Source organism: Kitasatospora sp. NPDC094019, assembly GCF_044764505.1.
Lineage (GTDB): Bacteria > Actinomycetota > Actinomycetes > Streptomycetales > Streptomycetaceae > Kitasatospora.
Map to the genome: position 1 here is coordinate 49,620 of NZ_JBIWIF010000007.1, position 12,975 is coordinate 62,594.

Consider the following 12,975-nt stretch of genomic DNA (forward strand, 5'->3'; position numbering starts at 1 on the left):
ACCCGCACGGGGCAACCCTCCCCGCGCGGGCTCACCCCCCGTCACCCTCCGTCATGCCCGGTCAGCGGCCCGGGGGCTCACCCCTCGTCCCGCCAGGAGCGCCACAGCGCCGCGTACGGACCACCGGCCGCCACCAGCTCCGGGTGGCTGCCGTACTCGCTGATCCGCCCGTCCTCGACCACCGCGATCACGTCCGCGTCGTGCGCGGTGTGCAGCCGGTGCGCGATGGCGATCACCGTACGGCCCTCCAGCACCCGGGAGAGCGAACGCTCCAGGTGCCGGGCGGCCCGCGGGTCCAGCAGCGAGGTCGCCTCGTCCAGCACCAGGGTGTGCGGGTCCGCCAGCACCAGCCGGGCCAGCGCCAGCTGCTGGGCCTGCGGCGGCGTCAGCGCGGCGCCGCCGGAGCCGACCTCGGTGTCCAGACCGGCCGACAGCGCGTCCACCCACTCCCCGGCGTCCACCGCGTCCAGCGCTCCGCGCAGCTCGGCGTCGTCCGCCCCGGGCGCGGCCAGCCGCAGGTTGTCCCGCAGCGTCCCGACGAACACGTGGTGCTCCTGGTTGACCAGCGCCACCTCGGAGCGCACCCGCTCGGCCGGCATCCGGGACAGCGCCGCCCCGCCGAGGGTCACGCTGCCCCGGCCCGGGGCGTAGATCCCGGCCAGCAGCCGGCCCAGGGTGGACTTTCCGGCCCCGGAGGGCCCGACCAGGGCCACCCGGCTGCCCGGGGCGACGTCCAGGCTGATGCCGTGCAGCACGTCGGCGCCCTCGCGGTAGCCGAAGCGCACGTCCCGCGCCTCGACCCGCCGCCCGCTCGGCCGGGCCTCGTCGTCGTTCTCCGCCGCGGGCACCTCGTGCACACCGACCAGCCGGGCCAGCGAAGCCTGTCCGATCTGCAGCTCGTCGTACCACCGCAGGATCAGGTCGACCGGGGCCACCAGCGCCTGCGCGTACAGCACCCCGGTGGTCAACTGGCCCACCGAGATCCAGCCCCGCAGCGCGAACAGCCCGCCGAGCACCAGCGGACCGAGCACGGCCAGGGTGTACACCGCGTCGATGGTCGGGAACCACGCCGAGCGCAACCAGAGGGTGTACCGCTCCCAGGCGATCCACTCCGCCAGCTTGCGGTCGGTCAGCCGGACCCGCTGCTCGCCGAGCCGCAGCGCCTCCACCGTCCGGCCCGCGTCCACCGTCTCGGCCAGTACGGAGTTCACCGCCGCGTACCCGGCGGACTCGTTCCGGTAGGACTGCGGGGCGCGCCGGAAGTACCAGCGGGAGGAGGCCAGCAGCAGCGGCAGCCCGAGCAACGAGGTGAGCGCGAGCAGCGGCGAGGTGACCACCAGGGCGCCGAGGACCAGCAGCAGCGAGACGATCGCCACCGCCAGCTCCGGCACCGCCTCGCGCACCGACTTGTCCAGCCGGTCGATGTCGGTGGTGCCGCGGGAGACCAGGTCGCCCGTCCCGGCCCGCTCCAGCACACCGGTCGGCAGCGCCACCGAGCGGACCAGGAAGTCCTCCCGGAGGTCGGCCAGCACCCGCTCGCCCAGCACGGCGCCGCGCAGCCGCGACCACCAGGTGAACGCGGACTGCACCGCCAGGGCGAGCAGGTACCAGGCCACGGCCACCGTGATGGTGGACCCGGCGGTGCCGGTGGCCAGCGACTCGACCAGGGTGCCGAGCACCCACGGTCCGACCAGCCCGGCCACGGTGGCCACCGTGTGCAGCCCGACCACCGCCGAGAACGGCCCGCGGTGGCGCCGGGCCAGCACCCGGAGGTAGCCGCGCACGGCGGCCGGGGAGCCGACCGGCAGCGTGGTGGCCGGCCCCTGCTCCTGCTGGACGGGGGGCTTCATGTCCCACTCCTCGACTCGGTCCGGATCGGACGGTTGCGCCACCGCGCGGCGACGGCCCCGGCCGCGCCCGGGCCGGACCTACGGAGGCCGGACGGGCACGGGCCGGACGTGCGGGGGCGCCTCATGACCGCTCCCCCACCGACGCCGGCGCGTCCACCGCCGTCGGCCCCTGCGCGGTCGGCCCCTGCGCGGTCGGCCCGAACACCGCCGGCCCGACCGGCGCCGGCGCCTCCTCACGGGTCACCACCGCCCGGTAGGCCGGCTCGCCGCGCATCAGCTCGCGGTGCGAGCCGCTCGCGGCCGCCCGGCCGTCCCGGACCAGCACCACCCGGTCCGCCCGGTCGAGCAGCAACGGGCTGGTCGCGAGGACCACCGTGGTGCGCCCCTCCCGGTTCGCCCGCAGCCCGGCCGCGATCCGGGACTCGGTGTGCGCGTCGACCGCGCTGGTCGGCTCGTCCAGCACCAGGACCGGCGGGTCGGCCAGCAGCGCACGGGCCAGCGCCAGCCGCTGGCGCTGCCCGCCCGACAGCGAGCGCCCCCGCTCGGTGATCTCCGCCCGCATCGCCTCCGCGCGGCCCGCCAGGCCGGGCGAACCGTCCACCAGGGCGTCGAGCACGTCCTCGGCCCGGGCGGCGGCGAGCGCCTCCTCGGGGCCGACCCGGCCGGAGGCGGGGATGTCGAACAGCGCCGCCAGGGTGCCGGAGAGCAGGACCGGCTCCTTGTCGTGCACCAGCACGGCGGCCCGGGCCTCGGCCAGCGGGACGGTGTCCAGTTCGACGCCGCCGAGCCGGACCGAGGGTTCCGGCCGCCCGCCCTCGGCCACCGGGACGTGCCCGCCGAGCCGCTCGGCCAGCGCGCCGGCGAAGTCCGGGTCGCCGCAGACCACCGCGGTCAGCTCGCCGGCCCGGGCGGTCAGCCCGGTGACCGGGTCGTACAGGTCGGAGCGCGCCGGATCGGCGATCCCGCCGGTCCCCTCGTCGTCGGTCCGGGTCAGCGAGAGCACCCGGACGGCCCGACCGGCCGAGACCCTGGCGACACTCCAGGCGTGCGCCGCCTCGCCGAGGATCCGCAGCGGCGCGGCCAGGAACGCCGTCGCGCCGTAGACCGCGACCAGGGTGCCGATCGAGATCCGCCCCTCGGCCGCCTGCCGGGCGCCGTACCAGGTGATCCCGACCACGAACAGCCCGGGCAGCAGCACCTGCTGGGCCTGCATCAGGGACCAGATCCGGGCCGAGCGGACGGCGGCCGCGCGGACCTTCTGGGAGGCTGCCCGGTAGCGGTCGAGGAACAGCTCCTCGCCGCCGATGCCGCGCAGCACCCGGAGCCCGGCCACCGTGTCGGCGGCCAGCTCGGTCGCCTTGCCGCCGAGGGCGCGCTGCTCGGTGTAGCGGCGCTCGAACGGCCCCAGCAGCGGCCAGACCGACGCGGCGAGCACCGGCACGCCGAGCAGCACGGCCAGCCCCAGCACCGGTTCGGTCGCCAGCACCGCCGCGCTCACCCCCAGCCAGACGACGACCGCCCCGCGCAGCCGGGCGACGAGCTCGACGTACCAGCCGATCTTCTCGACGTCCCCGCTGCCGACCGCGACGATCTCGCCGGTGGCGATCCGCCGGGACAGCCCGGAGCCGAGGCGGGACGCCTGGCGGGCCACCAGCTGCCGTACCTGACAGGCGGCGTGGATCCAGTTCCAGACCGCCTGCCGGTGCAGCAGGACGGTGCCGACCGCGGAGACCGCCGCCAGCGCCAGGGCGAGCGCGCCGGCCCGCCACAGGGCGCCGGAGTCCCCGTCCACCACGGCCTGGACGCCGAGGCCGACCGGCAGCGGCAGGGCCGCCTGGCAGCCCATCTCCAGCAGCGACCAGCAGGTGGCGAGCACCTGCCCGCGCCGCTGGCCGCGCTGGAGCCAGCGCAGGAACCCGAGCGGGGAGGAGAGTTCCGGACGGCCGGGATCGGCCAGCGGGAGGGTTTTGAGCAGCATGACGCTCCGTTGGAGGCGGCGCGGGCGGAGGACACGGGGGAGGCCGGTAGGGTCACGGCCGTGAGTCGGTCAGGAGGTCATGGCAGCGAGACTGCCAACCCGGATGTGACCTGCGCAACAGGTTTTCCGCTCACCGGGCCCACCCCGTAGGCTGCTGCAGGCGCCGATAACGCGCGTCGGAAAATTTCTCCCGGACCCGGGAACAAAGCCGGCCGCCCCGCCGGTTCCCCCTGTGGACCGTGGACGACCAGGAGAGGGCACTCCTTCCGTGAGCAACATCCCGAGCATCGAGCTCAACGACGGCAACCTCATCCCCCAGCTCGGCTTCGGGGTCTGGCAGGTGCCGGACGCGGAGGCCACCGACGCCGTGCGCGCCGCGATCGGGGCGGGCTACCGCTCCATCGACACCGCCGCGATCTACGAGAACGAGACCGGCACCGGCAAGGCCGTCGCCGAGGCGCTGGCCGGCGGCATCGCCCGCGAGGACCTCTACATCACCACCAAGCTGTGGAACTCCGGCACCCGCGACTGGTCCGGCCAGCAGGGCCGGGACGCGGTGCTGCGCGAGTTCGACGCCGCCCTGGAGCGGCTCGGCCTGGAGTACCTCGACCTCTACCTGATCCACTGGCCGCGCCCGATGCACGGCACCTACGCCAATGTGTGGAAGGCCCTGGAGCAGCTGCGCGCCGACGGCCGGGTCAGGTCGGTCGGCGTCTCCAACTTCGGCACCGAGCAGCTCACCCGGCTGGCCGAGGAGTCCTCGCTCGTGCCGGCGCTGAACCAGGTCGAGCTGCACCCGTACTTCCCGCAGGAGGAGCTGCGCGCCTTCCACGCCGAGCACGGCATCGCCACCGAGGCGTGGAGCCCGCTCGGCCAGGGCAAGGACCTGCTCGGCGAGCCGGCCCTGGTCCGGATCGCCGAGAAGCACGGCCGCACCGTCGCCCAGGTGGTGCTCCGCTGGCACCTCCAGAGCGGCATCATCGCGATCCCGAAGTCGGTCACCCCCTCGCGGATCAAGGAGAACCTCGACGTCGCCGGCTTCGAGCTGGACGCCGAGGACCTCGCCGCGATCGCCGGTGTCGCCACCGGCACCCGGATCGGCCCGGACCCGCAGGGCTTCGACTGGAACTGACCGGACCGGCGGCACCGCCCGCCCGGCACCGCGTCAACGGCGAAGGCCGCCCTCCCCGATCCGGGAGGGCGGCCTTCGCCGTATTGACCTGCATTGCCCTGCGTCGCCCCGCACCGACTGCTCTGACTGCCTCGACCGCAGTGGCTGCCCCGACCCGCGAACCGTCACCGGTCCGGGGCCGACAGCCCGCGGTCGAGTACGGCCGGCCGCCGGGTGAGCGACGGACGACCGCGGAGCGACCGACTGGCGAATCGTTTTGCCGGACGGCCGAGGCATTCGCCTACAGCCGTGCCGCCTTCGCGATCAGCGCGAGCGCCGCCTCGTGCTCGTGCTCCTCCAGCGGAGCCAGCAGCAACCGCTGGACCTGCGCCACGCCCGCGGACGAGCGGTGCAGCAGATCCTGACCCGCCGGCGAGAGCGACAGCAGGTTGCGCCGCCCGTCCGAGGGGTCGCGGCGACGCTGGACCAGGCCGCGCCGGACCAGCCGGCTGACCATCTCCGCCATCGTGGCCTTGTCCAGCGAGGCGAGCTCGCCCACCGTGCGCTGGTCGGCGCCCGGCTCCAGTTCGAGCGCGTCGAGCACCGCGTACTGCGGCGCCGTCAGCTCCGAACCGACGTGCTCCGACCAGAGCTTGGTGTGCACCTGCTGGCTCACCCGGATCAGGTAGCCGATCGCCCTCTGGGCGTCCAGCATCGGTCGCGCGTCCGTCAGGACGGCGACCTGGGCCGGCTCCAGTCTGGCTATCTTGGCCATCACACGGACGATCTCCAGCTGCTCCTCCGAACTGAGCGGCTCGAAGAGCGTGCGCTGCACGCGGACCACTCCGCCGGTGGCCTCGCGAACAGCCTGGGCGCCGCTCTGCGAGAGAGCGAGCAGCTTGCGCCGGCCGTCGGCCGGGTCTCGGCGCCGCAGCACCAGGCCGCGCCGGACCAGCCGGGCGACCATCTCGGCCATTGTGGCCTTGTCGAGCGAGGCACGCTCGCCTACGGTCCGCTGGTCGGCGCCCGGTTCGAGGGCGAGAACCAACAGGACCGCGAACTGCGGGGCCGTGAGATCGGCCCCGACATGTTCGGACCACAGTCGAGTGTGGACCTGCTGTGCAACGCGGATGAGGTGTCCGGGCGACTGCTGCAGTCGCGCGGACACGCGGGTCGTCGGGATCTCCCCCAGCACCATGTATCCGTCCCGATGTCACACCCGGTGTGTGTGGGACACCCGGGTGGGGCAGTAACGGCGAGTGGGCGTCCCGCTGTGAGGGAGGGCGCTCCAGCCGTGCAGCCGGTGGCTGCTGGCGGACACTATACAAACGGCAGGCCCTCGCTGGCAGGCAGGGGCGGATAGTAGACGCAGGTTCGGCAACATTGGCATATTTACTCGCCGCGCCGACCCGCCGGTAACCCGTTCGCAGGAGAAAGCCGACCGGTCGGTCCTTACCCTCGGTCACCTGCGCCTTCGCCCTGGCCGCCCTCCCTACCCGCCGGTAGGGTATGGCCACCCGGGCGGATCCGCGCTCCGGAACGGCCCGGTGGAACCCGAGAGCCCGCCGTGCGGTTCCTGGGAGTTCCCTGGGTACCGCGTTCCGGAACGGAACCGCGTCCGGCCGGTCACCGGGGTGACCCCCGAGCGACACCCGAGCGACATCCGCGGACCCGCTCCGACGTCCGCGGACCTCCGAGAGAGACGAGACCGAGCATGACCGAGCAGACCACCTCCCCGCGGGTCGCCGTCGTCACCGGCGCCGCCCGCGGCCTGGGCGCCGCCACCGCCGTCCGCCTGGCCGCCGACGGTTACGCCGTCGCCGTGCTCGACCTGGAGGAGTCGGCCGGCCGGGAGACCGTCGAGCGGATCACCGCCGCGGGCGGCCGGGCCCTCGCGGTCGGCGCCGACGTCTCCGACGCCGCCCAGGTGGAGGCCGCCGTGGACCGGATCGTCGCCGAGCTCGGCGCGCCGGTCGTCCTCGTGAACAACGCGGGCGTGCTCCGCGACAACCTGATCTTCAAGATGACCGAAACCGACTGGGACACGGTCATGAACGTGCATCTCCGCGGCGCCTTCCTGATGACCCGGGCGGTCCAGAAGTACATGGTCGACGCCGGTTTCGGACGGATCGTCAACCTCTCCTCCTCCTCCGCCCAGGGCAACCGGGGCCAGGCCAACTACTCGGCCGCCAAGGCCGGCCTGCAGGGCTTCACCAAGACCCTGGCCATCGAGCTCGGCAAGTTCGGCATCACCGCCAACGCGGTCGCCCCCGGCTTCATCGCCACCGACATGACGGCCGCCACCGCGGCCCGGGTGGGCATGGACTTCGAGGACTTCAAGGCCGCCGCCGCGACCCAGATCCCGGTGCGGCGCGTGGGCGAGCCGGAGGACGTGGCGAACACCATCTCCTTCTTCGCCGGCGAGGGCGCGGGCTTCGTCTCCGGTCAGGTGGTCTACGTGGCCGGCGGCCCCCTCGACTGACCCCGCGAACCTACGCAGGGTTACCACGGGGTGGGAACCGGACCCGCCGGTCTCCCACCCCGTATTTTTTTGCCTGAATTTGGCAAAAGGCACACGAACACCATACGGACATTCGATCCGAAAACGTCTTCGGAGCGTCCTGAAACGGCCTCGTCGCGATCAGGTAACACCTTTGCCGGGAATTCCGATTCGGCATCGGAAATACCCCTGGAACACCCGGCCGTCACCCCCGACCGACAGGGCCTAACCCTCCCAGCTACGGACCACCAGCCCGTCGCGCACCGCGAGGTTCAGTCGCCCCTCGCGGTGGTCCATCGTCATCGCCGCCCCCGGCGGCAGCACCCGCACCGAGGCCCATCCGTGCCGACGGGCCAACTCCTCGGCCCGCTCGACCCGCAGCCCCGCGTACCCCTCGGCATCCGTGTCCGTCATCGCCCCTCCCCGGCTCGCCCAACAGACGTACGCTGGAATCGTAGACCGGCCGTGCGGACCGGCCGCGGGCGGCGCACGGCCCGGCGGCGGGCCCGGGCCCGACCGGGACGGGACCGGAGAGGTTCCGGGCCGGACAGGGCCGGACAGGGCTGGAGACCGGGGCGGCAAGGACCGGGAGGTGACAGCCGATGCCCCCGACGACCCCGCGACGGTGGCACAGCGGCACCGAACCCGCCACCGCCCGCAGCGACCTCAAACTGCGCTACCTGCTCTCGCTGACCTTCACCCCGCTGTTCGCGCTGGCCACCGCGGGTTTCGCGGTCTGGGCCGCGCACGCCCCCGAATTCGGCGCGCCGGGCCGGGGCACCCTCACCGGCTTCGCCGTGGCCTGCGGCATCCTCACCCTCTTCGCCGCGGTCGATCTTGTCGTCGTGGTCCGGCGCCGCCGGACCGAACTCTGAGCCGCCGCCTCCCACCGGGCGGAAACCACGGGCGGAAAGCACCGGTGGAAAGCCGCGGGGCGGGAACCGGTGCCCCGGCCCCCACCCCGTCACCCGGACTCAGCGGTTGCCGACCGCCTGCTTCACCAGCGTCCGCCCGAAGTCCCACATCAGGCCGCTCCCCCGGTGCGCGTCCTCCATCACCTCGGTGAACGCCTCGATGAACCGGTCCACGTCCCGCTCGGTGATGATCAGCGGCGGAATCAGCTTGATCACCTCCAGATGGTCACCGGACACCTGGGTGAGGATCCGGTGCCGCTGCAGCAGTGGCACCACCACCATCTGGGCGAACAGCCCCTTCCGGGCCGCCTGCAGGGCCGTCCAGCCGGTCCGCAGCTTCAGCGACCTCGGCCGCCCGAACTCGATCCCGATCATCAGCCCGCGCCCCCGCACCTCGGCGAGCAGCTCGTACCGGTCGACCAGCGCGGTCAGCCGCTCCCGGAAGTGGTCGCCGACCTTGCGGGCGTTCTCCACCACCTGCTCGTCCCGGATCACCTCCAGGGTCGCCAGACCGGCCGCCATCGCCTGCGCGTTGGAGCCGAAGCTGGCCGAGTGCACCAGCACCCGGTCCATCGAGGAGTACACCTTCTCGAAGATCCAGCCCTTGCCGAGGGTCGCCCCCACCGGCACATAGCCGCCCGAGAGCGCCTTGGCCGCGCACACCAGGTCCGGCAGCACCCCGTCCTCGTGCTGGTAGGCGAAGAACTCGCCGGTGCGCCCGATCCCGGTCTGCACCTCGTCGCAGATCAGCAGCGCCTTGTGCTCGTGCAGCAGGTCCTGGGCGGCCCGCAGCCAGCCCGGCGGCGGCGCCTGCACGCCCTTGCCCTGGATCGGCTCGACGATCAGCGCCGCGACGTCGCCGCGCCTCAGCTCCTTGGCCAGCGCCCCGAGGTCGCCGAGCGGGATCGCGGTGTCCGGCAGCAGCGGGTCGAAGCCCTTGCGGAACCCGTTCTCGCCGTTCACCGACAGGGAGCCGGTGGTCAACCCGTGGAAGGCGTGGTCCGCGTACAGGATCCGGCGGCGGCCGGTGGCGTACCGGGCGAACTTCAGCGCCGTCTCGACCGCCTCGGTGCCGCTGTTGCCGAAGAACACCCGGTCCAGCCCAGGCGTGTACGACAACAGCCGCTCGGCGAGCAGGCCCGGCAACGGCGAGCAGTCGAAGCGGACCAGGTCCGGCAGATCGAGGTCCATCACCTGCTGGACGGCCGAGCGGACCACCGGGTGGTGCCGGCCCAGCGCGAAGATGCCGAAGCCGGCCAGCATGTCGAGGTACTCGTTGCCCTCGGCGTCGTAGAAGTACTGGCCCCGGGCCCGCTCGTAGTACTTGTCGAAGCCGATGGTGTGCAGCATCCGGGCCAGCTGCGGATTCAGGTACCGGCTCTGCAGCTCGTACCGCTCCCTGCCCCGCTCGGCGAGCAGGGCGGCCAGGTCGAAGCCCGGTGCGGGGCGGTCGGGGCGGTCGGGGCGGTCGGGGCGCGGTCCGGTGCGGTCGTCGGGGTCAGCCGGCATGGCGCTGGTTCGCTCCTCGGTTCGGAAGGTCCGGGTCCGTCAGCCCTCGGTCCGGCAGTCGCAGGTCCGGGAGCAGGTGCTTGGCGAAGGCGGCGGTCTGGGCGGCGACCCCGGTGCCGGTCAGCCCGGTCTCCTCCAGGATCTCGCCGCGCGCGGCGTGCCCGAGGAATTCCTGCGGCAGGCCCAGCACCCGCACCGGGACGTCCACGTCGGCGTCCCGCAGCGCCTGGGCGACGGCCGAGCCGACACCTCCGGCCCGGCCGTTGTCCTCGACCGTGACCACCATCCGGTGCCGGGCGGCGAGCTCCGGCAGGGCCGGGTCGACCGGCTTGACCCAGCGCGGGTCGACCACGGTCGCGGTGAACCCCTCGGCGAGCAGCAGCCGGGCCGCGTCCAGCCCGGCGGCGGCCGTGGTGCCGACGGTGACCAGCAGGATCTCCGGCAGCTCCCCCGTCCGCAGCAGCACGTCCACGCCGCCGACCCGCTCGATCGCGGGGACGGCCGGGCCGATGGTCGCCTTGGGGAAGCGCACCACGGTCGGGGCGTCGGCGACGTCCACCGCCTCGCGCAGCTGGGCCCGCAGTTCGTCGGCGTCGCGCGGGGCCGCGAGCCGCAGCCCGGGGACGACCTGGAGGATCGACATGTCCCACATGCCGTTGTGCGAGGCGCCGTCCGGGCCGGTCACGCCGGAGCGGTCCAGTACGAAGGTGACGCCGAGCCGGTGCAGGGCGACGTCCATCAGCACCTGGTCGAAGGCCCGGTTGAGGAAGGTCGCGTAGACCGCCACCACCGGGTGCAGCCCACCGGTGGCCAGGCCGGCCGCGCTGGTGACGGCGTGCTGCTCGGCGATTCCGACGTCGAAGGTGCGTTCGGGGTACGCCTTGGCGAACTTGGCCAGGCCCACCGGCTGGAGCATGGCGGCGGTGATCGCCACCACGTCCGGCCGCTCGGCGCCGACGGCCAGCAGCTCGTCACCGAACACCGAGGTCCAGGACACACCGTTGCTGGGCGAGATCGGCAGACAGGTGTAGGGGTCGATCGGGTTGACGGCGTGGAAGCGGTCCGCCTCGTCCTGCTCGGCCGGCCGGTAGCCGCGGCCCTTGACGGTGAGGCAGTGCACGATCACCGGGCCGCCGAAGCCGCGCGCCTTGCCGAGCGCGGACTCCAGCGCGGCGAGGTCGTGGCCGTCGATCGGGCCGAGGTACTTGAGCCCGAGATCCTCGAACATGCCCTGCGGCGCGAAGGCGTCCTTGAAGCCCTTCTTGGCACCGTGCAGCGCCTCGAAGATCGGCTGGCCGACCACCGGGGTGCGCTGCAGGGTGCCCTTGCCCCAGGAGAGGAAGCGCTCGTAGCCCTGGGTGGTGCGCAGGGTGGCGAGATGGTTGGCGAGGCCGCCGATGGTGCGGGCGTAGGAGCGCTCGTTGTCGTTGACGACGATGACCAGGGGCCGGTCCTTGGCGGCCGCGATGTTGTTGAGCGCCTCCCAGGCGAGGCCGCCGGTGAGCGCGCCGTCGCCGATCACCGCGACGGTGTGCCGGTCGTGCTGGCCGAGCAGCTGGGCCGCCTTGGCCAGGCCGTCGGCGTAGGAGAGCGCGGTCGAGGCGTGCGAGTTCTCGACCAGGTCGTGCTCGGACTCGGCACGCGAGGGGTAGCCGGACAGGCCGCCCCTGGTCCGCAGCCCCGAGAAGTCCTGGCGGCCGGTGAGCAGCTTGTGGACGTAGCTCTGGTGGCCGGTGTCCCAGACGATCCGGTCGCGCGGGGAGTCGAACACCCGGTGCAGGGCGATGGTCAGCTCGACCACGCCGAGGTTGGGGCCGAGATGGCCGCCGGTCCGGGTGACGGCGTCGATCAGGAACTCCCGGATCTCGTCGGCGAGCCGGGGCAGCTCGGCGGCCGGGAGGGCTCTCAGGTCCGCCGGGGATGTGACGCTGGAGAGCAGTGACATGGCTTTCACCTCACGACTCGGAGCGGTGCGGTGGTGCCCCCGCGGTCGGGCCGCGGCCTCGCGGGGTGGGGGGTCCGGCCCGGGCGCGGACCCGGGCCGGACGGGGCGGACGGCCGGTGGGCCGTCCGCCGACGGGTGCGGTCAGCGGCCCCGGTTGGAGCCGACGGTCTCGGTGAGCGCCCGCAGGGACTCCTTGAGGGAGCCCATGGTGGCCAGGACGGCGGTCGGCTCGTAGCCGCAGTGCGCCATGCAGTTGGAGCAGCGGGCGTCCTTGCCGCGCCCGTACTTGTCCCAGTCGGTCTTCTCGATCAGCTCGCGGTAGGTCGGCACGTAGCCGTCGGCCATCAGGTAGCAGGGCCGCTGCCAGCCGAAGAGCGAGTAGTTGGGGATGCCCCAGGCGGTGCACTCGAAGTCGACCTTGCCCTCCAGGAAGTCCAGGAAGAGCGGGCTGTGGTTGAGGCGCCAGCGCCGCCGGTTGCCGCCGGCGAAGGTCTTGCGGAACAGCTCGCGGGTCTGCTCGACGCCGAGGAAGTGCTCCTGGTCGGGCGCCTTCTCGTAGGCGAAGGCCGGGGAGATCATCATCTCGTCGACCTGGAGGTCGTCGTTGAGGTAGTCGAGCACGTCGATGATGGTCTGCGGGGTGTCGGTGTTGAAGAAGGTGGAGTTGGTGGTCACCCGGAAGCCGCGCCGCTTGGCCTCCTTGATCGCCTCCACCGCCTCGTCGAAGGTGCCCTCCTTGGCCACCGAGGCGTCGTGCCGCTCGCGCAGCCCGTCGATGTGCACGGTGAAGGTGAAGTACGGCGAGGGCTTGAACTTGTCCAGCTTCTTGCGCATCAGCAGCGCGTTCGTGCAGAGGAACACGTACTTGCGGCGCTCGACCAGCTGCCGGACGATCTCGTCGATCTGCGGGTGCATCAGCGGCTCGCCGCCCGCGATCGACACCATCGGGGCGCCCGACTCCAGGACCGCGCCGACCGCCTGGGCGACCGGCATCCGCTGCTTCAGCACCCCGGCCGGGTGCTGGATCTTGCCGCACCCCTCGCAGGCCAGGTTGCAGGCGAAGAGCGGTTCCAGTTCGACGATCAGCGGGAACTTGTCGCGTCGCTTGAGCTTCTGCTGCATGAGGTAGGTGCCGACCCGCACGGTCTGGCGCAACGGCATGGCCATG

The 12,975-nt window shown here is 73.1% G+C and carries 10 protein-coding genes; 3 read left to right on the forward strand and 7 right to left on the reverse strand.

The window, feature by feature from the left end; genetic code table 11:
• Positions 1 to 77 precede the first annotated feature (77 nt).
• Together ACIQ9P_RS17440 and ACIQ9P_RS17445 are read right to left on the reverse strand one after the other, a co-directional pair.
• On the reverse strand, positions 78 to 1,850 hold the full coding sequence (locus ACIQ9P_RS17440; RefSeq protein ID WP_402355988.1) for an ABC transporter ATP-binding protein: 1,773 nt from the start codon (positions 1,848 to 1,850) through the stop codon (positions 78 to 80).
• A 121-nt stretch (positions 1,851 to 1,971) separates the two neighbouring features.
• Positions 1,972 to 3,828 carry an ABC transporter transmembrane domain-containing protein gene (locus tag ACIQ9P_RS17445; RefSeq protein ID WP_402355991.1) on the reverse strand — a complete coding sequence of 619 codons (1,857 nt, stop codon included), beginning with the start codon at positions 3,826 to 3,828 and terminating at the stop codon, positions 1,972 to 1,974.
• Between the two features lie 268 nt (positions 3,829 to 4,096).
• Here ACIQ9P_RS17445 and ACIQ9P_RS17450 point away from each other — a divergent pair, with 268 nt between their 5' ends.
• Positions 4,097 to 4,960 carry an aldo/keto reductase gene (locus ACIQ9P_RS17450; protein WP_402355993.1) on the forward strand — a complete coding sequence of 288 codons (864 nt, stop codon included), beginning with the start codon at positions 4,097 to 4,099 and terminating at the stop codon, positions 4,958 to 4,960.
• Between the two features lie 280 nt (positions 4,961 to 5,240).
• Here the strand turns inward: ACIQ9P_RS17450 and ACIQ9P_RS17455 are convergent, their stop codons facing one another.
• Positions 5,241 to 6,137 (reverse strand): MarR family winged helix-turn-helix transcriptional regulator, encoded by an 897-nt coding sequence (locus ACIQ9P_RS17455; protein WP_360017768.1) that lies wholly within the window; start codon positions 6,135 to 6,137, stop codon positions 5,241 to 5,243.
• Between the two features lie 516 nt (positions 6,138 to 6,653).
• On the opposite strand from ACIQ9P_RS17455, the gene fabG reads away from it, so the two are divergent.
• Positions 6,654 to 7,421, forward strand: a complete 768-nt coding sequence (gene fabG / locus ACIQ9P_RS17460) for a 3-oxoacyl-ACP reductase FabG (protein ID WP_402355996.1) — start codon at positions 6,654 to 6,656, stop codon at positions 7,419 to 7,421.
• 243 nt (positions 7,422 to 7,664) lie between these two features.
• Here the strand turns inward: fabG and ACIQ9P_RS17465 are convergent, their stop codons facing one another.
• Positions 7,665 to 7,853, reverse strand: coding sequence for an I78 family peptidase inhibitor (locus ACIQ9P_RS17465; RefSeq protein WP_266314179.1), 189 nt, complete (start codon positions 7,851 to 7,853; stop codon positions 7,665 to 7,667).
• Positions 7,854 to 8,041: 188 nt separating this feature from the next.
• On the opposite strand from ACIQ9P_RS17465, the gene ACIQ9P_RS17470 reads away from it, so the two are divergent.
• Complete coding sequence (locus ACIQ9P_RS17470; protein ID WP_402356000.1) at positions 8,042 to 8,314, forward strand: DUF6343 family protein; 273 nt, start codon at positions 8,042 to 8,044, stop codon at positions 8,312 to 8,314.
• Positions 8,315 to 8,413: 99 nt separating this feature from the next.
• Here the strand turns inward: ACIQ9P_RS17470 and ACIQ9P_RS17475 are convergent, their stop codons facing one another.
• The 3 genes from ACIQ9P_RS17475 to hpnH all read right to left on the reverse strand — a co-directional run bounded on the left by ACIQ9P_RS17475 (position 8,414) and on the right by hpnH (position 12,974).
• On the reverse strand, positions 8,414 to 9,862 hold the full coding sequence (locus ACIQ9P_RS17475) for an aspartate aminotransferase family protein (protein WP_402356003.1): 1,449 nt from the start codon (positions 9,860 to 9,862) through the stop codon (positions 8,414 to 8,416).
• Positions 9,852 to 11,807: a 1-deoxy-D-xylulose-5-phosphate synthase gene (gene dxs / locus ACIQ9P_RS17480; protein WP_402356006.1), complete on the reverse strand. Its 1,956-nt coding sequence runs from the start codon at positions 11,805 to 11,807 to the stop codon at positions 9,852 to 9,854. Before dxs ends, ACIQ9P_RS17475 begins: the two co-directional genes overlap by 11 nt.
• Before the next feature lie 141 nt (positions 11,808 to 11,948).
• Complete coding sequence (gene hpnH, locus ACIQ9P_RS17485; protein WP_045939934.1) at positions 11,949 to 12,974, reverse strand: adenosyl-hopene transferase HpnH; 1,026 nt, start codon at positions 12,972 to 12,974, stop codon at positions 11,949 to 11,951.
• Between the last annotated feature and the right edge of the window lies 1 nt (position 12,975).